18 protein-coding genes and 1 tRNA gene are annotated in these 23,285 nt (G+C 58.6%); 9 read left to right on the top strand and 10 right to left on the bottom strand.

The window, feature by feature from the left end; all coding sequences use genetic code 11:
* Positions 1–40: 40 nt before the first annotated feature.
* Together AC2TEL_RS06340 and AC2TEL_RS06345 are read left to right on the top strand one after the other, a co-directional pair.
* A tRNA-Thr gene (locus AC2TEL_RS06340) sits at positions 41–115 on the top strand.
* A 266-nt stretch (positions 116–381) separates the two neighbouring features.
* The gene (locus AC2TEL_RS06345) at positions 382–1,092 is read left to right on the top strand and encodes a hypothetical protein (protein ID WP_480902700.1); all 711 of its coding nucleotides are present in this window, start codon (positions 382–384) and stop codon (positions 1,090–1,092) included.
* 244 nt (positions 1,093–1,336) lie between these two features.
* Here the strand turns inward: AC2TEL_RS06345 and AC2TEL_RS06350 are convergent, their stop codons facing one another.
* The 6 genes from AC2TEL_RS06350 to AC2TEL_RS06375 all read right to left on the bottom strand — a co-directional run bounded on the left by AC2TEL_RS06350 (position 1,337) and on the right by AC2TEL_RS06375 (position 8,928).
* Entirely contained in the window at positions 1,337–1,525 is a 189-nt protein-coding gene (locus AC2TEL_RS06350) for a hypothetical protein (RefSeq protein ID WP_480902701.1), read from the bottom strand.
* 226 nt (positions 1,526–1,751) lie between these two features.
* Positions 1,752–1,997 carry a MoaD/ThiS family protein gene (locus tag AC2TEL_RS06355; protein ID WP_480840455.1) on the bottom strand — a complete coding sequence of 82 codons (246 nt, stop codon included), beginning with the start codon at positions 1,995–1,997 and terminating at the stop codon, positions 1,752–1,754.
* Positions 1,990–4,245 (bottom strand): xanthine dehydrogenase family protein molybdopterin-binding subunit, encoded by a 2,256-nt coding sequence (locus AC2TEL_RS06360; protein WP_480902703.1) that lies wholly within the window; start codon positions 4,243–4,245, stop codon positions 1,990–1,992. Before AC2TEL_RS06360 ends, AC2TEL_RS06355 begins: the two co-directional genes overlap by 8 nt.
* Positions 4,245–4,724, bottom strand: coding sequence for a (2Fe-2S)-binding protein (locus tag AC2TEL_RS06365; protein WP_480902705.1), 480 nt, complete (start codon positions 4,722–4,724; stop codon positions 4,245–4,247). Before AC2TEL_RS06365 ends, AC2TEL_RS06360 begins: the two co-directional genes overlap by 1 nt.
* Entirely contained in the window at positions 4,721–5,587 is an 867-nt protein-coding gene (locus AC2TEL_RS06370) for an FAD binding domain-containing protein (protein ID WP_480902707.1), read from the bottom strand. The genes AC2TEL_RS06365 and AC2TEL_RS06370 overlap by 4 nt, the downstream gene beginning before the upstream one ends.
* 128 nt (positions 5,588–5,715) lie before the next feature.
* On the bottom strand, positions 5,716–8,928 hold the full coding sequence (locus AC2TEL_RS06375) for a reductive dehalogenase (protein WP_480902709.1): 3,213 nt from the start codon (positions 8,926–8,928) through the stop codon (positions 5,716–5,718).
* 75 nt (positions 8,929–9,003) lie between these two features.
* Between AC2TEL_RS06375 and AC2TEL_RS06380 the strand changes: the two genes are divergently transcribed.
* The gene (locus AC2TEL_RS06380; protein ID WP_480902712.1) at positions 9,004–9,906 is read left to right on the top strand and encodes a LysR family transcriptional regulator; all 903 of its coding nucleotides are present in this window, start codon (positions 9,004–9,006) and stop codon (positions 9,904–9,906) included.
* Here the strand turns inward: AC2TEL_RS06380 and AC2TEL_RS06385 are convergent.
* The gene (locus AC2TEL_RS06385) at positions 9,897–10,748 is read right to left on the bottom strand and encodes a LysR substrate-binding domain-containing protein (protein ID WP_480902714.1); all 852 of its coding nucleotides are present in this window, start codon (positions 10,746–10,748) and stop codon (positions 9,897–9,899) included. The genes AC2TEL_RS06380 and AC2TEL_RS06385 overlap by 10 nt on opposite strands.
* A gap of 105 nt (positions 10,749–10,853) precedes the next feature.
* Between AC2TEL_RS06385 and AC2TEL_RS06390 the strand changes: the two genes are divergently transcribed.
* Positions 10,854–11,555, top strand: a complete 702-nt coding sequence (locus AC2TEL_RS06390) for an SDR family oxidoreductase (RefSeq protein ID WP_480902716.1) — start codon at positions 10,854–10,856, stop codon at positions 11,553–11,555.
* 12 nt (positions 11,556–11,567) lie between these two features.
* On the opposite strand, the gene AC2TEL_RS06395 is transcribed toward AC2TEL_RS06390, so the two are convergent.
* From AC2TEL_RS06395 to AC2TEL_RS06405, 3 genes are all read right to left on the bottom strand, one after another.
* Positions 11,568–12,851, bottom strand: coding sequence for an NAD(P)/FAD-dependent oxidoreductase (locus tag AC2TEL_RS06395; protein ID WP_480903090.1), 1,284 nt, complete (start codon positions 12,849–12,851; stop codon positions 11,568–11,570).
* Between the two features lie 266 nt (positions 12,852–13,117).
* Positions 13,118–13,927 carry a nuclear transport factor 2 family protein gene (locus AC2TEL_RS06400; RefSeq protein ID WP_480902718.1) on the bottom strand — a complete coding sequence of 270 codons (810 nt, stop codon included), beginning with the start codon at positions 13,925–13,927 and terminating at the stop codon, positions 13,118–13,120.
* Between the two features lie 177 nt (positions 13,928–14,104).
* Entirely contained in the window at positions 14,105–15,262 is a 1,158-nt protein-coding gene (locus AC2TEL_RS06405; protein WP_480840473.1) for an acyl-CoA dehydrogenase family protein, read from the bottom strand.
* 260 nt (positions 15,263–15,522) lie between these two features.
* Between AC2TEL_RS06405 and AC2TEL_RS06410 the strand changes: the two genes are divergently transcribed.
* The 5 genes from AC2TEL_RS06410 to AC2TEL_RS06430 all read left to right on the top strand — a co-directional run bounded on the left by AC2TEL_RS06410 (position 15,523) and on the right by AC2TEL_RS06430 (position 23,246).
* Positions 15,523–16,155, top strand: a complete 633-nt coding sequence (locus AC2TEL_RS06410) for a pyridoxamine 5'-phosphate oxidase family protein (protein ID WP_480840475.1) — start codon at positions 15,523–15,525, stop codon at positions 16,153–16,155.
* 87 nt (positions 16,156–16,242) lie between these two features.
* Positions 16,243–18,720, top strand: a complete 2,478-nt coding sequence (locus AC2TEL_RS06415) for a heavy metal translocating P-type ATPase (protein ID WP_480902720.1) — start codon at positions 16,243–16,245, stop codon at positions 18,718–18,720.
* Entirely contained in the window at positions 18,717–19,106 is a 390-nt protein-coding gene (gene cueR, locus AC2TEL_RS06420) for a Cu(I)-responsive transcriptional regulator (RefSeq protein ID WP_480840479.1), read from the top strand. Before AC2TEL_RS06415 ends, cueR begins: the two co-directional genes overlap by 4 nt.
* Before the next feature lie 95 nt (positions 19,107–19,201).
* Positions 19,202–20,074, top strand: a complete 873-nt coding sequence (locus tag AC2TEL_RS06425; RefSeq protein WP_480902723.1) for an NAD(P)-dependent oxidoreductase — start codon at positions 19,202–19,204, stop codon at positions 20,072–20,074.
* 106 nt (positions 20,075–20,180) lie between these two features.
* The gene (locus tag AC2TEL_RS06430; RefSeq protein WP_480902725.1) at positions 20,181–23,246 is read left to right on the top strand and encodes an aminotransferase class III-fold pyridoxal phosphate-dependent enzyme; all 3,066 of its coding nucleotides are present in this window, start codon (positions 20,181–20,183) and stop codon (positions 23,244–23,246) included.
* Positions 23,247–23,285 lie beyond the last annotated feature (39 nt).

Genomic DNA, 23,285 nt, shown 5'->3' on the forward strand with positions numbered 1-23,285 from the left:
TGCGCCGCGTTTCGTTTGAGTCTAATCACCCGCCCACAGCGCTGCTGTAGCTCAGAGGTAGAGCACTCCCTTGGTAAGGGAGAGGTCGAGAGTTCAATTCTCTCCAGCAGCACCATGATTTCCTGACAAATCAACGACTCTCGAATGCGATTTGATAGAATGGCTATTCGGATGCGGCAGGTCGACGCTTGGCTTTGGTGGCGAAACAGTGAATTCATTTTTTAGCCTTTACGCTTCTAAATTATTCCGTTCGTTGCTTATTCTGCCGCTATGCGATTCCGAAACGCGCACAAACCCCATAAGCTCGAAACCCAGGCGTTGCTAAATGAGACCTCAAACGCTAGTCTAAACTTAATTGATTGATAACTTTTGGGGGCCGTGATGAGACTTTTCCTTGCTGCCGTTATCACTTGCGTAGCGGGTGCTTCGAACGCGCTGACTATAACGTTTGACCACGAAACGACAGAACCCGGTGGCACCCCATTCAGCCACGTGGGTTTTAGTCAAGGTTTTCGGTATGATTTCAGTGATGTCCACCTGACCGGAAATCATGTTGCGCTTCATGACGATAGCGGAATCACCTCTTCGATGATTCGAGCGATCGATGGTGCCCAATTCACCCCGATCTCTATCGACACAAATGGGTTCAGTCGGATCTTTATGACAGGTAGCGAAGAGGCCGCCGGCGATATTACTTACGACTGGGCAACTGCAGGAACAGCACCGGCCGTAACGCTGGTCTTTCAAGGGGTGAGAGACAGCCAGGTTGTTGCAACGCAATCAATATCGACCGTTGCGCGTAATCCACTGTCTTGGGCAGCCATGACATTTGGCACTGCGTTCCAGGCCATAGACGAACTTATACTAAGTCTCAGGTTCCAGTCTGACCCTGAGTATTTCGCCGGTCTTCCAGACGGCGAATTTGATCCTGATACGGCCTGGTGTGATCAGTGGTGTGGCGAGTATCGTGTGGATAACCTCGTGGTGTCCCAAGAAGTGGCACCTGTACCGTTGCCAGCCAGCGGGTTGCTCCTCATTGGAGGTATTTTAGGGTTGATGGGGTTCAGAAGCTTTCGGCGGCAGACCCAATAGCCATTGATACTACTGAAAGAGCCGTTTGAGGTTAATAGCATCGTCTGAATCCGCAAATGCCGGATGAGTTGGTACGACCCAACTCAGTGGAATGGGCGTTGAGGTAATGATTTGGCCACAAGTCAATCTCGCCGGGGCGTGATCAGTGTTTATTGGTCTTCCGAAGTTTCGGTTCCATCTTGTCAGGTGGAAACGTCGACCAAATGGGGGGAGCGCAATGGCAAGGGTAAAGACAATACTCCAGTCAGCTGTGGTAGTTCTGGTTGTCGGCGGACCTCTTACCGCTGTCGGACAGACCCATCCGGTTGGAACGGCTGATGGTTTCAAGAAAATTCCGGCGATCACCGCCGGGCGGGGCGCAAGCCTGCATATCCCGACCAAACTCAACCGACATTTCGGAACTGTTCAGCGCTCGCTGCCTTACCGGGCCCATAGGCATACACCGCGCCTAAAACGGACAAGCGACCATGGCCGGTCTTATCGGCGAGATTACAAGTACAAGGTGTACATATACGCGCGACCTCGTTCTTCCATCAAATACGGATATCACCTGCGCTTAGGACCAAAATATCGCGCCCACAAACCCACCCGACATTTCGGCGGCCACAATGGATTTCACATCAGGCATAAAGGATTGCGCAGGCCGTACTGATCAGCGATCAGCCGCCGCGAAGCCGTTGCATCAGATAAATTTCCGCGCCTTCCGGTATTGGCTCAGCCAGTCCTGTGGCAATAATCCGTCCGTCGATCGCAATCGACACGCCGGCGTCAATTGGCCCCTGCAATTGCGGATGGGCGCGTATCAGCTCACGTAGCAACTCGCCGGTTGTGGTCGCCTCAACTTCGACGACCTGCCGGCCCCCGGTCAATGACCGGAGGCCGGACCAAAGGTGGACCTCAACCATTGTCCTTTAGCGCCGCAAGGATGCGCGGCGGCGACATCGGCAATTCCCGCATCCGTACGCCGGCCGCATGAGAGACTGCGTTGGCGATGGCCGCCAAAGGCGGCACGATACCGGTTTCACCGACACCACGCACACCGAACGGGTGACCGGGGTTCGGTACCTCGACAATCACGGTGTCGATCATCGGCAGGTCCGAGGCCACAGGAATGCGGTAGTCGAGGAAGATCGAATTCTGCAGGCGACCGTCGTCGCCATAGATGTATTCCTCGTTCAACGCCCAGCCGATACCCTGCGCGGCACCGCCCTGATACTGGCCTTCCACATAAGTCGGGTGGATCGCCTTGCCGGCGTCCTGAATGACCGTGTAGCGGACGACGCTGGTTTTCCCGGTTTCCGGATCGACCTCGGCATCCACGATGTGCGTGCCAAAGGACACGCCCGCGCCTTCGGGCGTCGCTTCGAAATGGCCCGAAATCGGGCCACCGGTCGCACCCATGTCAGCGGTAATCTCGGCCAGCGGCATCGGATCGAAATCGCCTGCGTTCGGGCCGGAGGGCACGGCGCAACCGTCTTCCCATTTGACCGCATCGACCGGGATGCCCCATTTGGCCGCCGCCCGTTCACACAGTTTTTCAACCGCATGGCGGGCTGCCTTGATGGTGGCGAGCCCGCTGGCATAGGTCACCCGACTGCCATGGGACACGTCGTTATACCCCAACGAGGCTGTGTCGGCGACGGTCACACGGATATTCTCGTAGGGGATGCCCAGAACCTCGGCAGCCATAAGCGCCATCGACGCGCGCGAGCCACCGATATCGGGAGTGCCCACCATGACCTGAGCCGAGCCATCCTCGGACAAGGCCAGCGAGACACTGGTCTCGCCCCCGTGATTGAACCAGAAGCCGCAGGAAATCCCACGACCCTGCCCCGGTTTTAAAGGCGCCGAATAGTGTGGATGCGCCTTCGCCGCCTCCAGCGTCTCCACCAGACCAATGCGTTCGTAGGTTGGACCATAGCTTGCCTTGGTGCCTTCGTGCGCCGCGTTTTTCAGGCGAACTTCGATCGGATCGAGGCCCAGCTTCTTGCACAGCTCGTCCAGCACGGATTCAACCGCGAATGCGCCCATCGGCGCACCCGGTGCACGGTAGGCCGCCTGCTTCGGACGGTTGGCCATGACGTCATAACCCACCTGCCGTACATTCGTCAGGTTGTAGGGCGCAAAGGCACACATGGCGGTCATGTCGCCCGGCGCACCGGGGAACGCCCCGCCTTGCAGGCGGAAGATACCTTCGGCGGCGGTGATCGTGCCGTCTTTTTTCATCCCGATCTTTATGTCCATCGACGCCGACGCGGTCGGCCCGGTGGCCCGGAATACTTCAGACCGGCTCATGACCAGCTTGACCGGGCGATTGGCCTTGCGGCTCAATGCCAGCGCAACCGGTTCAATGAACACTGTGGTCTTGCCACCGAACCCGCCGCCGATCTCTGACGCAGTGACCCGCAGGTTTGAAGTTTCGATCCCCAGAACCGCAGCACAGGTTTTCTGGACGATCCAGTGCCCTTGGGTGCAGCACCACAGCTCGCCCTTGCCGTCATTGCCCAGCATCGCCAGACATGCATGAGGTTCGATATATCCCTGATGGGTCGCCTCGGTGACAAAGCTGTCTTCGATGACCAGATCGGCCTCGGCAAAACCGGCCTCGACATCGCCATGGCCGCTTTCGTGATACCGCACGACGTTCGGGTGCATGCCTTCGGGAACCGAATAATCTGCCGCACCTTCGCGGATGACCGGCGCGTCCGGCGCCATCGCCTTGTCCACATCGGTGACATGCGGCAGGACTTCGTATTCGACCTCGATCAGCTTCAAGGCATCGCGCGCCGCCAGTGCCGAAGTTGCGGCTACAGCGGCCACAGCGTGCCCGTCATACAGTGCCTTTTCACCCGCCATGACGTTTTCAAGCACGTTCCAGAATTCACCTTCCAGGCCCGGTTTGAACGGGACATCGGCAAAATCGGCACGGGTGACAACGGCCTTAACGTCCTTGAGCGCCTCGGCCTTCGAAGTGTCGATCTTTACGATCCGCGCATGCGCGTGGGGCGAGCGCAGGATTGCGCCATGCAGCATACCCGGAGCGGAAACATCCGCCCCGAACTTGGCGCGACCTGTTACTTTGTCCAGCCCGTCCGGCCGATCGGGGCGCGTGCCGACAAAATTGAATACGGATTTACGATCGTCGAGTGCCATTACGAAGCCTCCCGCAGTTCAGCGGCCGTATCCATCACGGCGCGAATGATCTTGTCATAACCAGTGCACCGACACAGGTTGCCCGCCAGCCAATAGCGCGCCTCTTCCTCGGTCGGATCAGGGTTTTTCTCCAACAGGGATTTGGCGGCCACAAGAATGCCCGGCGTGCAGACACCGCATTGCAAGGCAGCATATTCGATGAATTTCTTTTGGAGCGGATGCAGAACGTCACCTTCAGCGATGCCTTCGACAGTTTCGATCTGCTTGCCGTCGGCCTCAACCCCCAGCATCAGACAGGAACAGACCAATCGGCCATCCACCGTGACCGAACAGGCACCGCAATCTCCAGTGCCGCAGCCTTCCTTGGCGCCGGTCAGGTTCAGTTTGTCGCGCAGGCAATCCAGCAGGGTTTCTCGCGGGTCGCACAGATATTCGACCGTATCGCCGTTGACAGTGGTGGATACGTGGAACTTGCTCATGCTTGCTCTCCCTTCGCGCGGGCATAGGCGATTTTGGCGACCCGTTTGGCCAGAACGCCCGAAACTTCGGTTCGGAATGCGATTGTGCCCCGTTTGTCGTCGATCGGGTTGCAAGCCGCCGACGCAGCGGCCGCCAACGCATCCAGCGCGGCATCGTCCAGCGTTGTACCAATGATGGCGCGGGCAGCGTCCTCGACCAACAGGACGGTTGGCGCGACAGCACCCAGAGATACGCGGGCCTCGGTGATCGTGTCACCGTCAAGACGCAGGTTCACGGCAACGCCGACCACGGCGATGTCCATTTCCGTGCGGGGGATGAAGCGCTGATAAGCGTCGCCACCGTTTTCACCGCGCGCCGGGATGTTCACCGCAGAGATCACTTCGCCCTTGGCCAGTGATGTCTTGCCGGGGCCGGTCGGAATTTCCTCGACCGCAACTTCACGCGTGCCATTCGGCCCCGTGACAGTCACGGTCACGCCTGCGGCCACCATGGCAGGTACGGAATCAGCCGCAGGTGATCCGTTGCACAGGTTGCCGGTCAGTGTCGCGCGCCCCTGAACCTGAGTCGATCCGATCAGATCCATCGCCTCAACCACACCGGGCCAGTCGCGACTAAGTTCGGGATGCTCGCTCATTTCCGCGCCGGTTGCGGCAACGCCCAGCGTCCAGCTGCCATCTGCATTGCGTGTGATGTCGCGTACACCGTTGATTTTCTTGATGTCGATCAGCGTATCGGGTGTGACCAGATCCGAGCGCAACTGCACCAGAACGTCGGTACCGCCGGCCAGAAACCGGGTGATGCCCGTCGCGTTTGCAGCCAGAGCCGAGGCTTCGGCAAAACTGGCGGGGCTGTGATAGTCCATGTATTTACCTCGTACCTGTGGATCAGGATTCACTGGGATTCGCCGGGGACGTTAGTGCAGCAACCCCAGCGCGTCCATGGCCGGAACGACCAAAATTCACGATTCAGCAGGCTGTCTCCAAACTCTGATCAAAGGTCGAGCTCGACGACCCCACCCGGTTGGGCAGCCCGGCTCTGGCACAGGATGATCGCCGCTTCGCGTTGTTTGTTCGAAAGAACAAAGTCTCGATGCTCGATATCGCCCGAAATCACACCGCATTTGCAGACACCGCAAATCCCGTCAGAGCATTTCACATCTACGTGAATCCCAGCCTCGTTCAGCACCTGAGCTGCATCTTTGTCTTTGGGAACCGTCAACTCTCGCCCCGACTGCGCAAGACGCAGGGTGAAGGGGTGGTTCTCGTATTCCGGCTGCTCGGGGACCGAGAAATATTCAAGGTGGCGGGCGTCGTCCGGAAATCCCTGCCGTTCCGCCACCTGCATGACGCCGTCCATGTATCGATCCGGACCGCAAGTGTAGACATGCCAGCCTTCCTGATACCCCGACAGAATGGCATCCAGGTCAGCACGCGTGCCTTCGTCCGAAAAATGATAGAACACCCGATCTGCCCATGGCATCGAAGCCAGATCATCCAGATACCCGGCCCCAGAACGTGTGCTGGCCGAATAGTGAAGCTCGAATTCTCTTCCCAGCGCGTGTAGGCGATGGGCAAAAGCGATCATTGGCGTAATGCCGATGCCACCGCCCATCAGAAAAGTCCTGGTCGCCGTTTCATCCAGCTCGAAATGGTTGATGGGTTTCGAAATGAAGACCTTGCGCCCCTCGTTGAAAATGCGGTGCAGCAACGCGGATCCTCCGCGCCCTTTGTCTTCGCGTAGTACACCGATCTGATAGGTGCCTGTGTCCCCCGGGTTGCCGGACATTGAATACTGGCGCAGAAACTCGGGTGCGACCAGAACGTCCAAATGGGCCCCGGCGGTCCATTCTGGCAATGGCGCGCCATCAAGGGCCGAGAATTCATACTTGGTCACGTCCGCAGTCATCTTGTCGACCTTGGTGAGCTCGACCCGCATCACCGGGGCGTCGCCCGCAACCTGATATCGATGGACAACGGATATATCCCCGGCAGCCTTGCGGGCCTTGTATTCATCTGCCGTGACCATCGCCTCATAGGCCGCAATTCCGGCCTCACGATCCATGGCAAAGGGATAGGGCCAGGGATGTGGTGCCAGGTAGGCCGGATAGACGGCCAGTGTCTGATCTTCGTATTTCAGATCCAGGTCCTTTTGCAGGTCGCGCCGGTTCAGAGGGTGAACCGACGGGCGATAGGCTCCGTCGGCCTGCAACTCGATATCCCACCACCACTTCTTGGTGTCGTTCAACCGGCCATTTCCGACCGCATCGTCCAGCTTGGCCAGCGCGGGCGCCGCTTGGGGAATGTTCATCGCGGCCCAACGGAAAGGGCGTTCCTTGAAAATCCCCTCAAGGTTCCACGGACACGTCTTCATACACCGGCCACACATCGCTCCACCGGGTGTGGTCACACGATAGGTCGCACATTTCTGACTGTCCGATTTCCAGATTTCATAACCGTTGAACATCAGTTTCGGCCCAGCCGTGATTGCCCCCGACGGGCATTCGCGCGCACATTTGTTGCAGGCTTCGCAGAAAGTCTGCAGACCGAAATCAATCGGCTTGTCGTGGGTCAACGGCATGTCGGTGGTCACAACACCGGATTTCAAGCGTGGCCCAAGATATGGGTTCAAAATGACCTCGCCAATCCGGCTGACCTCGCCCAGCCCGGACAGCAGCAGCAGCGGAGGTTGCAGCACCTCGCCATCCATCACCGTATGCGCCTTGGCCTTGTAGCCGAGGTTGCGGATCTGCTGAGCGACAACACCGCCCAGCAGTGAAAACCGCAGATAGGCACGCATGGACTGCGCAACGCTGATCCAGTCATCGCCGCTTGCGCCTTCCATCGTCTCATAGCCCTGATCGATGATCATGCTGATGGCCTGATCATGGGGCGGCGTGATCTCCTCTCCGGTGGCATCGTGGGAATACCAGCTCCATTCGGGACATCGGCTGAGACCCACGGCGTCGACACCCAGAAAATAGGTTGCTGCCTTGACATTCGCCGCATTGCGTTCGGCGTCGGTGGGTTGGGCAACTTCGGCGCTTTCGCCATCCTGCAGCAGCACAAACGCCCCCAATGCGCGGCGCTGTGCGAAACTGGGTGCGGATTTGCGAACATAGTGCCCGCCTTTCGCCGCGTCTTGCAGCGACTTGCCCATGTCCCCGAACTGCGCGCGGGCAAACATGTCGGCCCGTTTTGGCACGCGGGCGACATTTTCTTCGTCAATATACGTGGTGGGCGTATCGACCCGTTTGAGCTTTTCGAACGGGTGCGCGCCTTCCATATACCGCCGTCTGGCATATGGGTCGCGGTTCAAAGCGTTCTTGGCAAAACCCGTTCCCAACCACCAAGCCGGACCTTGCGTGCGGATCCACGGTTGCTGTGCCATGGGCAACAAGGGCTGATCGTGCGCAATGTCCATCTCGGTTGTGACGGCTGCCAGACCAAAGCGCCTGCCAAGCCATGGAACAACAACGTCACCGTCTTCGACCGACGCCAGCCCGGCCGCAACGGCAAGCCTGCCAAGATCAACATCAGACGACATTGCCGTATGCGCCCGCGCATCGAAACCCAACAGGCGAATGTAATTGGCGATGACCACGGCGTTTTCCGTCGCCAACAGACAGGCACGATGATCCTGCGCGGCCAATATCCAATCAGACCCAGGCTCATGCGGGTCGGGGTCCCGATTGAATTCATACAGGAAAACAATGGCATGCCGGTGGTTGTCGATTGAACCAGGTTTTGCCTCCATGCTTTCCTTGAGATCAGCCATGATCACGTCGATCCCCGAGGCCAGTGTCTTGGTCTGTCGCGTTTTCAGCGCGTGGGCCAAACGGTCGATATCCGGATTACGGCGGGGCCGCTGCAACAACGCTTCGGGCGGCAGAGGGCCACAGCCCATCATCGAGGCGTCATTGAAATAACCGAAAGCCTTCAGATGATGGGCACGCTCGGTCGGGTCCGTCGGGATTTCCGCCGCAGCCGGATTCACGAACCCATCCCGGATCGCGTCCATCATCGCCTGAAACTCGCCCATTGCGTTAACAATGCTCTCCGGCTGGTCGGGTCGGTGGAAGCTTAGTTCGGGCATCGGTGTTGCCGCGGACAAGTCCGGCATGCCTTCCTGCCGCACCAACCGCTCCAGCGGGTACGGGCCCATATGAACGGGTCTGTTCTTGTCCGAGAAAAAGCGGATTCCCATCATGCGCCTCCTGTTCCACATCGTCCCCTATCGCCTCATGGACAGCAAATCCATTCATGAATAATCATAAAGGGTATGAGCAAAACTAATTTCACTGACTTGGACGGAAAAGTTCTGCGAGTCTTTCTGACCATCCTCGAGGAAAGCTCGGTTTCCAAGGCCGCCGACCGGTTGGGCGTTACGCAATCCGCGATAAGCCATACGCTGTCCAAGTTGCGTCAGGTGTTGGGTGACCCGCTGTTTGTAAGGTCAGGACAGGGCCTGACGCCAACCGAACGCGCTTTGTCGTTGAAGGAACCAGTTCAATTGGTGCTGGACAATATGCGCTCTCTCACCGCCGAGCGCCCTTTTGACCCCCAGTCCGAGGATATCAAAATCGAGATCGCCACCAATGATATGCCGCGAGAGTTGATCTTTCCGCAACTATTGCGCGCCGTTCGTACCGAAGGTGTACGTCTTCGATTGGGTTTCATACTTTCGGGAGTTCCGGATCCCGACCTGTTGCGCAGCGACCGGTGCCAGTTGATGCTGACGCCCCTGCCCCCGGACGGACCGGATATTTTTCAGAAACGCTTGCTGCAAAGCCCGCTGATGATCTATTTCGACGGCGACCACTGTCGACCACCGCACAATTGGCAGGACTATTGCGAAACAGAACATGTCGAGGTGCGTTTCGCGGATGGCCGCAGTTCCCGCGCGGTTATGCGCGGTGTGGATCAGAGTCAGATCCGGCCACCCACCGTCACGCTGCCTCATTTCAATGCGATTCCGTCTTTCGTGAAAGGCAGTGATCTGATCTCAACGGACACCGAGCTAATGAAATTCGGTCCACTGGCGGGGCTGGACTGCGCGCCCCTTCCCTTCGCGTGCGAACCAGTTTCGATCTATATGGTCTGGCATCAGCGATCCGCCAACGACCCGGCGCACCGTTGGCTCCGCACCCGGATCGAGGCAATCGCCACTAAACTTCAGGCCTGAGACAGCAACCAGTCCTTCATTTTCTCGACCAGCTCGGGTTGGCGTGGCTTCCGCGGCGCAACCACATAGAACCCCAGGTCTTCTATCAACACGTCTTCCAGTGGCTGGACAAGGCGGCCCGTTGCAATCTCGGTTGCCACGAGCGGAGCGTTTGCCAGAGCAATGCCCTGCCCCGACACCGCCGCATCTATCGCAAGACTGGTCTGGCTGAAATTCATCATTCTCGGCTTCCCGCTAACTGCGACACGCTCAAGAAACAATGGCCAAAGCCCGTGTGTGTCATTAAGCAAAACCTGTTTGATCAGGTCGAAAGGCTTGGTTACCTGACGGGCCAGATCAGGGCTACACACCGGAACGAATTCGGTCGAGAACAATGGAACGGCGGTCAGGTCAGGCCCAAATGGCGCACGCCCCTGCCGAACCGCTAGGTCCACGCCGTCGGTTTTGAATTCAGCAAGGCGTTCGCGCGCGTCGACCTGAACCGAGATATCTGGATGCCTGGCCGTGAAATCCGCCAATCGTGGCACCAGCCATTTCGACGCGAAGCTTGGCGTGACCGAAATTGTGATTTGCCGGTCTCCTGAAAGATCATCAACCGCCTCTTCGATCAACCTGAAAGCCCGCTTCAATGGCGCATGAAAACGCCGCCCGGCTTCCGTCAGGCGCAAACCGCGTGGCAGGCGCTCGAACAGCTTTTCGGCCAGCCGCGCCTCAAGCCCGCGCACCTGCTGGGCAACGGCGCCTTGTGTCACGCCCAACTCCTCGGCGGCCAGACGAAAGTTAAGGTGCCGGGCCGAAGCTTCGAAAGCCCGAAGTGCGTTCAAAGGGGGAAGAGCGGCCATTGGATTACCCAGTAGATTTTCTACAGCATACGGTCAGAAGAACTGATTGGTCAAACCGGTCATAGGACCGCATTTTGAAAGAAACGGATTGTCAGGAGAAAACACATGACAAAAGTAGCTCTGATCACGGCCGGCGGCAGCGGCATGGGCGCGGATTCAGCCCGAAGACTCGCGGCCGACGGGTTCAAAGTCGGTATCCTGTCCTCCTCGGGCAAAGGCGAAGCCCTTGCGCGCGAATTGGGCGGCGTCGGCGTCACCGGATCAAACCAGTCCAATGACGATCTGCAAAAGCTTGTCGACGCAGCCATGGCCCATTGGGGGCGCGTCGATGTTCTGGTCAATTCAGCCGGGCACGGACCGCGGGCACCAGTCCTGGAGCTGACGGATGAAGACTGGCACACTGGTATGGATGTCTATTTCATGAACGCGGTGCGCCCGACACGGCTGGTGACGCCGATCATGCAGGCGCAGGGCGGTGGCTCGATCATCAATATCTCTACCTTTGCTGCGTTCGAACCTGATCCGGTATTCCCGACATCGGGCGTTTTTCGCGCGGGGTTGGCAGCATTTACCAAGCTGTTTTCGGACCAATACGCCGCCGACAATATCCGGATGAACAACGTTTTGCCGGGTTTCATCGACAGCCTGCCGGAAAAAGAAGAGTTTCGCGCCCGTATCCCTCTGGGGCGCTATGGCCGCAGCTACGAGGAAATTGCATCGGTTGTAGCCCTGCTCGCGTCGGAAGGCGGGGCATACATGACCGGACAGAACATCCGCGTGGATGGTGGGATCACACGTTCGGTCTGATCAGCAGCGGCGCTAAAACCGCGCCTTGATCAAATGGGTTACCGCCGCGCCTGCTTCGAAAAAGGCGCGGCGCAGACCCGTCCAGCTTTCTCGATACTGAGTGATAGGCCGCACCGGCAGGTAGGACGGGTCCCCATCCAATAGACTGTTCGCCATCAGGCGCCCGAACACGGTACCCGGCCCGATCCCCCGGCCCGAGAAACCATGTACCGAAAGCGCATTGGGTCCCATTTCGATAATCTTGGGAAGATGATCCGATGTCATCGCAATTCTGCCGTGCCAACCATCGGTCAGAGGCTGATCCGCCAGTTGCGGATAAAGCTCGGCCATCTTTCGACAGACCCATCGACTGTGCGCAAACCTGCCGATCTGACCCAGATCGCCCATGCCGCCGATGATGAACCGCCCATCCTGATCCAGTCGGAATGATGTCATGATCAACCCGGTATCCCAGCATCCCTCGCCACCCGGCAGAATGCTGGCGCGAAGGTTTTCCGACAGCGGATCCGTGGCGTATTGGAAATAGTAGACCGGTACATAAGCAGGCGTGGATTGGGAAAGCTCCTGATGATATGCATTTGTGGCCTGGATGACCGCCTTCGCCTGAACCCTGCCCCGAGGTGTGGTCAGCACCCAGGCACCACCCTGATGAATCAGCGACCGAACCGGGCTGTTCTGAAAAACCTGAGCTCCGGATTGCACGGCCGCACGCGCCAACCCCTTGGCAAAGGCCAGCGGCTGGATCGTTCCGGCGCGCGGGTCGAACAAGGCACCGTGAAAGCCCGCGCTGCCGGTTCTTTGGCCTGCCTCGTCTGCCGAAACCAGCGTAACCGGCGCACCTGAAGCGGTCAGTTGTTCATGCCGGGATTGCAAGTCGCGCAGACCACCGGTGGAATGGGCACAATGCAGTGTACCGCATCGAACCGGTGCGCAATCAATACCGTGCGCTTCGATAAGACCAAAAACCTCTTTGGGTGCAGCGGCCAGTAATGCGATCAGGTGATCGCCCGTGTCCTGACCCAAGTAAGATCGGATTCGGTCCGGCGGCATCCAAAGGCCGGCATTCACAAGCCCGACATTGCGCCCCGACCCACCATGCCCGATCTCCTTCGCTTCCAGCAAACAGACCGATGCCCCCGCCTGGGCAGCAGTCAGGGCGGCCGAACACCCGGTGTAACCACCGCCTATGACAGCGAGGTCGACGCTCAGGTCACCGGACAGTGCAACGGCGTCGACGTTTTCTACGCAAGTTTTTCGCCACAGCGATTGGTTGTGATCACCCAATTTGAACCTCATGGATTTGAGCGGATCTTCGGTGCGGACGGGCCCGGTTACAAGCGCCGATCGATCATCGCCATCCATTTCTTGAATTCGAGTAGAACAGTCAAATCAAAAACGCGATGCGGCCGTACCTGTCGCCGACTCCGAGGCCAAAGGCGTGTCGCAACGTTGGCTCACTACTCGGCGCAGACCCGTGTTCGGGTCGAGGGGCGATTTCCTGACTTTTTCGACTGTGGCCCCAGCCCAAACTAAAACCGCGGAGACCGCATTGCGCAAGCAAATCAGAATTTGCCGTTGTCGTTCTTCCATTCGTTGCGCGGGGCAATTGTCTCGACCGTGTCCCAATGCTCGGCAATCTTGCCGTTCGCCACACGGAACAAATCATAAAATGCGCTGTGGTTGCCGTTGAATCTGCCTTCGCACACGGTCAGAACGAAGTCTCCTTCGGCCAACACCCGATGAACGCGCCGATAATCGACAACCCGATCACCATTTAGCCTCGCTGCCAGAGAGGATCGCAACTCTGACACCTCATCAGATAGCCGTGGGTTGTGTTCGACATATGCATCAGAGTCGATATCAGTTTCGAGCCGATCCAAGTCACCCGTAATAAGTACGGCTTCGACAAAGGCGTGCACGAAGGCCCGGTTTGCTTCTGTGAGATGCTCGTCACTGGCGCCCGTTACCCCGTCCACCATGCTGTGACCGGATCTGTTCGGCCCCTGCCGCTTTTGAATATTATCCCAATGTTCGACGGCCTGACCGTCTTCAAATCGAAAAACCTCAAACCCGATATTGCGACGGGAAAAATCATACTCCGTATGAGCAAATACGTAGTCTCCGTCCTCGAAGGCCCTGACGACATTCACGCGGGGCGAGGTTTCTGACAGGCGCTTGAACAAGGCGGCTAGACCCTCACTGCCTTCATGGGTTTGAGGGTTGTGCTGAATGTAGCGGGCCTCGTTCACCACGGAAACTGGGCCGGGGTCACCGGTCTCAATGCTTTTGAGCAGGGCTCGGATTCGATTCTTGTTAGTGTCCACCATGACGGCGCCCTTAGGGTCGATTTCGATACCCGGCCAGAATGCCATTCAGATCAACGCGGAACAATGGCGCCAAGTTGGATTTGCTGCGCAGCCTTCGGCTTTGCGTCCTGCGGACAGCAGGTGGGCCGGGCAGGCGCGGGCTTCGCCCGCGCCTGCCCGGCCCAACGGGAGGAGACGTTCCGAAAGGAATGTCGACGACGGGCGGGAGCCTACTTCTTCCGACTACTCGTCCAACGAGCGGGCAATGAGTTCCTTCATCACCTCATTTGTACCGCCGTATATCATCTGAACCCGCGCATCCGCATAGAGGCGGGCAATTGGGTATTCCATCATGTATCCGTAACCGCCGAACAACTGCAGACATTCGTGCATGACTTCATTCTGCACTTCCGATCCCCAGTATTTCACCATCGAGGCAGTCGCAGCATCCAGTTCACCCGCCTCCAGTTTGGCAATGCAATCATTCACGAAACTCCGCAGCACTTCGGCCTTGGTCTTGCACTCGGCCAGCTTGAAACGCGTGTTCTGGAAATCCATTACACGCTGCCCAAACGCCTTGCGTTCCTGAACATATTTCACGGTCTCGGCGATGGCGAAATCGATTGCTCCCAGCGCCATGATACCAATGGTCAACCGCTCCCACGGCAGCTGCTTCATCAACTGATAGAACCCCTGCCCCTCTTCCGGGCCCAGCAGGTTGGTCATCGGCACTTTGACGTCCTCAAAGAACAGCTCGGCCGTGTCGTTCCCCTTCATTCCCAGCTTTTTGAGATTGCGACCCTTGCGAAACCCCTCGACCCCGCCAGTTTCCACCACAATCAGCGAAACACCCTTTGCGCCCAGAGATTTGTCGGTCTTTGCCGCAACGATCACCAAGTCAGCCGACTGGCCGTTGGTGATAAAGATCTTTGAGCCGTTGATCTTGTACGAATTCCCGTCCTTTTCGGCCATGGTCTTTACGGCCTGCACGTCAGAACCGGTTCCGGGTTCCGTCATAGCCAACGCGCCGACCATCTCACCCGAAGCGAGTCTCGGCAGCCATTTCCGCTTTTGCTCATCACTGCCATAAGCGGTGATGTAATGGGTCACGATAGACTGTATGCCATAACCCCACCCGGCATCCCCTCGTGCGGTCTGCTCATAGAGAGTCACGGCGTCAAACCCCATGCCGCCGCCGACGCCGCCGTATTCCTCGGCAATCGAACCCGCCATCAGCCCTGTTTCACCTGCCTTCAACCAGAAGGCGCGATCAACGACACCGTTCTCGACCCAGGTCTCGATATTCGGCACCAGGGCGTCATCCAGGAACCGGCCCGCCATTTCGGCAAACATCCGGTGTTCATCGGTGACCCATGCGGCAGAGCTGGTAAAAAGAGACATTGAGACCTCATTCCTCTGGATTTGCTCCAAAACTAGCGGCTGCTTCACTTTCAGCCAATCCATGTGACGTCGCGTTCGGACAGACCGATACGCAACGTTTTGAATTTCACGCGCCTGTTGTAACCTTCGCCACGATCACGCTTTTGTCAGCGGCCCGGTCCAAAACCATGCCCATATAGTTGGTTCAAACTTTCGACCAATGCGCCACTTGTCGTGCGATTCAATGCCCTCGGTTCTCGAGGGTCACGAAAGGAACTTCGATGCCACGCGCCTTTTCTCAGTTGACTTTCACTCCGGCCGTACGTGCCTATCAGGACCGAATGGGGTCCGCCGCGACTTATGCCAAGTTCATTGAAGGCGGCCCGCAAAAAGGGCATGAGATCGGACCGAACGAAAAAGCCTTTATCGAGGCACGCGACGGGTTCTATCAGGCCACGGTGTCCGAGACGGGCTGGCCTTATGTGCAGTTTCGCGGCGGTCCTGTCGGCTTTCTGAAGGTTCTTGACGAACGCACAATCGGATACGCGGACCTCACGGGAAACAAGCAGTACATTTCGCGCGGGAATCTGGACGTCAATGACCGGATCGCGATGATCCTGATGGATTATGCGAACAAACGTCGCCTGAAAATCCTGGGCCGGGTCTCGTTTGCCGAAGGCGCTGAAGCCGCTACTGATTTGTACCCCGAAGGCGCCGAAACCGAGGCAGAACGCGCCGCCACAATACGGGTAGAAGCGCTGGACTGGAACTGTCCGCGCCATATCACACCGCGCTTTACGGAAGCCGAGTTGCGCCCCCATCTGAACAAACTGGGGCGCGAGATGGCGCAGCTTCAGGCCGAAAACGAGCGTTTGAAGGCCGAGTTGGACCGCATCAAAGCGACTTGGGGCTAAAATACGGCAAATAAGCGGAACACCCCTTGACCTTCCCGTGACTGGAACCCCCATCTGGAGGGTACTGCCAGTATCAGGACGACTCGGATGACAGAACTCAAACACGCTCAGATCAAAGTCACGGGAATGGGCTGTGCCTCATGTGTTGGACGGGTTGAAACCGCGTTGCAGGCCGTTCCAGGCATCGGCGAGGCTTCGGTCAATTTTGCGACCGAGACTGCACAGATCGCGTATGATGGCCAATTCCCTGAGATCGCCAAGGCGCTGGAAGCCGCTGGATACCCGGCCGCCACACAGGAAAGCATTTTGCAGATCGACGGGATGAGCTGCGCCTCCTGCGTTTCCCGGATTGAAAAAACCCTGACCTCCAGCCCCGGTGTAATTGGTGCAAACGTGAACCTTGCGACACAAAACGCGACGGTGATTTATCTCCAAGGAGCAACAGACCCGGCCGCGCTTGCAAAAACCGTGACCGAGGCAGGATACCCAACCCGCCCTGCAAGCAAGCAGGACGATCACGATCTCTCCGCAAAAACGGAAGAAATCAAAGCGCTCGCCCGGACGACCTTGTTCGCTGCGCTGCTGGCCCTGCCAGTTTTTGTTCTGGAGATGGGTGGTCATATGATCCCCGTATTTCACCATTGGGTGCAGGCGACCATCGGCACGCAGAACAGCCATTTGATCCAGTTCGCTCTGACCTCGGTATTGTTGGTTGGTCCCGGTCGGGTGTTTTATGCAAAAGGTGTCCCGTCGCTGTTGCGGGGTGCGCCGGATATGAATGCTCTGGTCGCGCTGGGAACCGGGGCAGCCTATTTGTACTCTGTCGTTGCAACTTTCGCGCCACAAGTGCTGCCGCAAGGCACAGCCAATGTATATTTCGAGGCCGCCGCCGTCATCGTCGTCCTGATCCTGTTGGGCCGACTGCTGGAGGCGCGCGCCAAGGGCCGGACCGGCGCCGCAATTCGCAAACTGGTCGGCCTGCAACCCAACACGGCCCGCGTGGCGCGTGACGGCGTCTTCGTCGACCGCCCGATTGCCGAGATTACAGTGAATGACATTATCCAAATTCGCCCCGGTGAGCGCGTCCCTGTGGACGGGCTCGTTCTGGACGGCAGCTCCTATGTGGATGAAAGCATGATCACGGGCGAACCGGTTCCGGTTGGCAAAGAGACCGGTGACGAGGTCGTCGGCGGCACGGTCAACGGCACAGGTGCGCTGCAAATCCGTGCAACCCATGTGGGCGCCGATACGGTGCTGGCGCAGGTTATCCGGTTGGTCGAGCAGGCTCAGGGCGCGAAGCTGCCCATTCAGGGGCTGGTGGACCAGATCACTCATCGCTTTGTTCCGGCCGTCATCGGTGTCGCCGTACTGACTGTTCTGGCGTGGTTGCTCATCGGTCCGGCCCCGGCGCTGCCGCTGGCATTGGTGGCGGGTGTTTCGGTGCTGATCATCGCCTGCCCTTGCGCCATGGGTCTGGCCACGCCGACCTCGATCATGGTGGGCACCGGTCGGGCGGCGGAATTGGGCGTTTTGTTCCGCAAGGGAGACGCGTTGCAGCAGTTGCAGCAAGCGCGGGTCGTTGCACTGGACAAGACCGGAACGCTGACACTGGGCCGACCCGAACTGGTCGAGGTGATCACCGCCTGCGGTTTTGCCCGGGAAGAGGTACTGCAATTGGCTGCGGCGGTTGAGGCTCGATCGGAGCATCCGATTGCAACTGCGATTACCCGTGCCGGACCGACGGAATTGCCGGAAGTTTCGGATTTCGAATCCCTCACGGGTCTCGGCTTGCGTGCAGCGGTCCAAGGGCGCAGCGTTTTGATCGGATCAGACCGTCTCATGGTGCAGAACGATGTTGATCTTGGCGCGTTGGAGACTGAAGCCGCACGACTGGCTGCCACTGGCGCAACGCCACTTTATGTCGCCGTCGACGGGCAACCGGCTGCCGCGCTGGCCGTTTCGGATCCGATTAAGCCAGGCACGCGGGCAGCACTGGAACGCCTGCATGAAATGGGGCTGAAGCTTGCCATGATCACTGGCGACAATGCGCGAACGGCGCAGGCTTTGGCGGGTGAGTTGGGCATAGACCATGTCACCGCTGAGGTGCTGCCAGACGGTAAACTGGCGGCAATTACCGATTTACAAAGCCGGTTTGGACCTGTGGCTTTCGTCGGCGACGGCATCAATGACGCTCCGGCCTTGGCGGCTGCCGATATCGGGATCGCCATTGGCACCGGCACGGACGTTGCAATTGAAACCGCCGACGTGGTTTTGATGTCGGGCGACCTGCGTGGCGTGGCGAACGCCGTTGAGATCAGCCGCCGCACCATGCGCAATATCCGCCAGAACCTCGGCTGGGCGTTTGGGTACAACACCTTGCTGATTCCCGTCGCGGCAGGCGTGCTGTATCCGTTCGGCGGTCATCTGCTGTCCCCGGCGCTAGCGGCAGGTGCGATGGCTTTGTCCAGCGTCTTTGTCGTCTCCAATGCACTGCGTCTGCGTCGCGTACGCGCAAGCGTGCCCGAAACGCCCCAACCATCCTTATCGCAGGAGGCACATTCATGAATATCGGAGACGTCGCCACCCGAACCGGGCTGCCTGCCAAAACCATCCGCTATTACGAAGAGATCAACCTGATCAAACCGTTACGCGACGACAATGGCTATCGCCGGTTTCGTGAGCAGGACATTCACAAACTGAACTTCCTGGGTCGCGCCCGAGCGCTGGGATTCACCATTGAAGACTGCCGCACGCTGCTGGCGCTTTACGAGGATGAAAGCCGCGCCAGTGCTGACGTCAAACGGATCGCGCGCGAGCATCTGACACAGATCGACGCCAAGATCGCCGATCTGAAAGCGATGCGAGACACACTCGGCCACTTGATCGAGGCCTGCGCCGGAGATGATCGCCCCGATTGTCCCATCCTGCGGGATCTGGGTGGACAAGCGTAACTCGGGGTTGCCCTTTGGTCCCGGCTTTGCTTTGTCAGACCTGAACATTCCGGTACTGGCCACAGCCGCCGCCGGACAGGGGAGAGGATCACAAAATGGCAAAAGTCGCGTTCCTTGGCCTGGGTGTCATGGGCTATCCCATGGCAGGGCACCTTCAGGCAGCAGGGCATCAGGTCACGGTCTATAATCGCACATCCGCCAAAGCCGAGGCCTGGGTCGCCGAGTACGCCGGCACAATGGCCGCAACGCCGCGCGAAGCGGCGCAGGGCGCGGAATTTGTCATGGCCTGCGTGGGCAATGACGACGATCTGCGCATGGTCTGCACCGGCGAAGACGGGGCCTTTCGCGGCATGTCAGAGGGTTCGGTTTTTGTCGATCACACAACCGTTTCCGACAAGATCACGCGCGAGCTTTATGCCGCCGCCAAGGCGCAAGGCATTGCATTCGTTGACGCCCCGATCTCGGGTGGGCAGGCGGGTGCCGAAAATGGCGTTCTGTCGATCATGTGCGGTGGTGATCAAGCTGCCTATGATGCAGCTGAACCGCTGATGCAGGTCTATTCGAAAATCTGCCGTCGTATCGGCGACAGCGGCGCCGGGCAATTGACAAAGATGTGCAACCAGATCGCCATTGCGGGGTTGGTTCAGGCCCTGAGCGAAGCATTGCATTTTGCCGAGAAGGCAGGGCTTGACGGTCGTGCAGTGGTCGAAGTGATCAGCCAGGGTGCGGCCGGTAGCTGGCAGATGTTGAATCGGCACGAAACCATGCTGGACGATCATTTCGAACATGGCTTTGCAGTCGACTGGATGCGCAAGGATTTGGGCATCTGTTTGGACATGGCCAACGAAACCGGCGCTTCGTTGCCTGTCACGGCACTGGTCGATCAGTTCTACAAGGATGTTCAGAAGCTGGGCGGCGGGCGTTGGGACACATCCTCGTTAATCAAACGGTTGCGGGCTTTGGACTGACGAAAGGGGGCTGTCTGCCCCCTCTTGGCCCATTGGGCCAATTCACCCCCGAGGATATTTGGGGCCAGATGAAGAGGATCCCGGTGCAAGCGGGACACAGAATCAAATGAGCGACTTGAACACATTCTGGACCAACGCCCTGCGCCAATCCTGGGGGCTGGACGCCCGGTTGACGCGTTTGGATGGTGAGTATGACCTGAATTTTCTGGCCCGGGCGACCAACGGCCAGGACTATGTGCTGAAGGTCATGCGGGCGGATTGCGCGCCCGATCTGGTCGATCTACAGATCAGGGCGCTGAAATACATCGCCGCCGAAGCTCCGGGCCTGCCATTTCCTCAACTGTACCCGGATCTGAATGGAGATTTCCTGCCTGAGATTGCGGATGAAAACGGACAGACACGACTTGTTTGGTTGTTGGAACGGCTTCCGGGACATTGTTATGCAAGTACGGCACCGAAGACCGAAGACCTGATCCTGAAATTGGGCCGTGTCCTGGGTGCGACTGACCGGGCACTGGAAGGGTTCACCCATGCCGCTTTGATCAGGCCGGATTTCAAGTGGGATTTGATGCAGGCCGGTTGGATCGCAGACAGACTGGACGCTATTTCGGATCCGAACCGGTGCGCGCTATTGCAGGAAATCGTGGAGGGCTTCGAGACGATATCGGACACGCTGTCCAGCTTACCTGTTCAGGCCATCCACAACGACGCCAACGACTATAACATTCTGGTTGAGGGCGAGTTGAGCGAACGCCGCAGCGTTTCGGGTCTGATCGATCTGGGAGACATGTGCGCGGCGCCGCGAGTATGTGACCTGGCGATTGCCGGAGCTTATGTGGTGCTGGATCATCCCAAACCTGAACGCGCTCTGGCGGCTCTGGTGCGGGGCTACCATGCGGCAAACCACCTGCGCCCTGAAGAGGTTGATCTGATCTGGCCCTTGTTGCGCATGCGGCTGGCCGTTTCGGTCGTCAATTCGACTTTGATGGCGCTGGAAAACCCGGACGATCCATATGTCACTATCAGTCAGGCACCGGCCTGGCGCTTTCTGGAAAACGGCACCGTCAATGGCGGCCTGATGCCTGCGCGGCTGCGCGCCGCCTGTGGGCTGCCGGTTGTCGATGGGGCCGAACGGATACACGCTTATCTGTCCGATCATCGCGACCATTGCGCGCAATTGTTCGGGCAGGACCTGAATGAGGCGCCCATGGGGTCACTGTCCGTTGAGAACTCTACCTGGCCGCAAAACCCATTTCACATGCCATTGGCCGAAGCCGCGCGCGTGGGTGAGGAATTCGGAGGCGGCCTCTGGCTTGGCTACTATAACGAACCCCGTTTGATCTATGCGGAACCCGGGTTTCGCAAGGGGTCGTGGAAGGCTTCGGACCGGCGTACGATTCATCTGGCCGTAGATGTATTCGCGCCAGCGGGGACTGTCCTCTATGCACCGATCAGTGGGCGGGTCGAGGTTGTGGAAAACCGCGACAATCACCTGGACTATGGCGGCGTTGTGATCCTGCACCACGAAACGCCAGAGGGTGATTCATTCTACACGCTGTATGGCCATCTGGACCCGGAGGTCTGCGACCGCCTTAAGCCGGGGGATCCGGTGGCGCAGGGTGCAGCTTTTGCCAGATTGGGCGAGGCAAACCAGAATGGCGGTTGGGCACCGCACGTGCATTTCCAACTGGCCCTGACCACCGCCGGGATGGACGCGGACTGGCCGGGGGTTGCCGACCCGGATGAGATGGAGCTATGGAACGCCCTCTGCCCCAATCCTGCGGCGCTGCTGAATCTGCCTGACGACAAGGTGCATTATCTCCCGACGGACAAGCAGGCCATCCTGCAAGGGCGTCAGGCGCATTTCGGCGGCAATCTGAGCCTGACATATGATGACCCGGTCATGCTGGTGCGCGGTTGGAAGCATCATCTGTTTGACGAATGGGGACGCCCCTATCTGGACGCGTATAATAACGTCCCGCATGTGGGTCATGCACATCCACGCATTCAGGCCGTCGCGGCGGATCAGTTGAAGCGGATGAATTCGAACACCAGGTATCTGCACCCCGCGCAGACCGCTTTTGCCGAGAAAATTCTCTCCAAACTGCCGGATCACTTCGAGGTCTGTTTTTTCGTCAACTCCGGCACGGAAGCGAACGAACTGGCCTTGCGTCTGGCCCGTGCCCATACCGGGGCAAAGGGTATAGTGACTCCGGATCATGGATACCACGGCAACACCAACGCGGCCGTGGCGATCTCGGCTTACAAATTCAACAAGCCCGGCGGCGTTGGTCAGGCGGACTGGGTCGAATTGGTCGAAGTCGCGGATGACTATCGCGGCTCGTACCGACGAAACGACCCCAACCGCGCGCAAAAGTTTGCGGATCTGGTCGACCCGGCGATTGCCGAATTGCGAAACAGGGGCCACGAGCTTGCCGGTTTCATTGCAGAGACCTTTCCATCGGTCGGCGGACAGATCATTCCGCCAAAAGGCTATCTGCCTGCGGTGTACGAAAAAATCCGCGCCGCCGGGGGCGTCTGTATTGCCGACGAGGTGCAAACGGGCCTCGGGCGGTTGGGAGATTATTACTTTGGCTTCGAACACCAGGGCGCCCTGCCCGACATCGTGGTGTTGGGCAAACCCATCGGCAACGGCCATCCGCTGGGCGTACTGGTAACGACGAAGGCCATCGCTGAGAGTTTCGACAACGGGATCGAGTTCTTCTCGACCTTCGGCGGCTCGACCCTGTCATGCCGGATCGGGAAGGAGGTGCTGGACATCGTTGATGACGAAGGCTTGCAGGGTAATGCCAAGGCCATGGGCGAGCGGTTGATGGATGGCCTCAGACAGATCGAAGCCGACTTTCGGCACGTTGGCGACGTGCGTGGCATGGGGCTGTTTCTGGGAGTTGAACTGATAAACCCCGACGGCTCGGAAGGCACCGAGATCTGCAGCTACGTCAAAAACCGGATGCGCGACCACCGCATCCTGATCGGTAGCGAGGGCCCCAAAGATAACATCCTGAAGATCCGCCCGCCTTTGACGATTGAAGCCGGAGATGTAGATATGATCCTGTGGGCATTGCGCGATGTATTGGCAGAGGTTGGAGATTACACGCCAGCGCCGGTTTGCGACCACGATCATCACCACGCGGGTTGCGGATGCTGCTGAGGTACGCACTGTAAGCCAGAAAAACAAAACCCCGGCGGT

This window comes from Ruegeria sp. HKCCD9138, assembly GCF_057220975.1.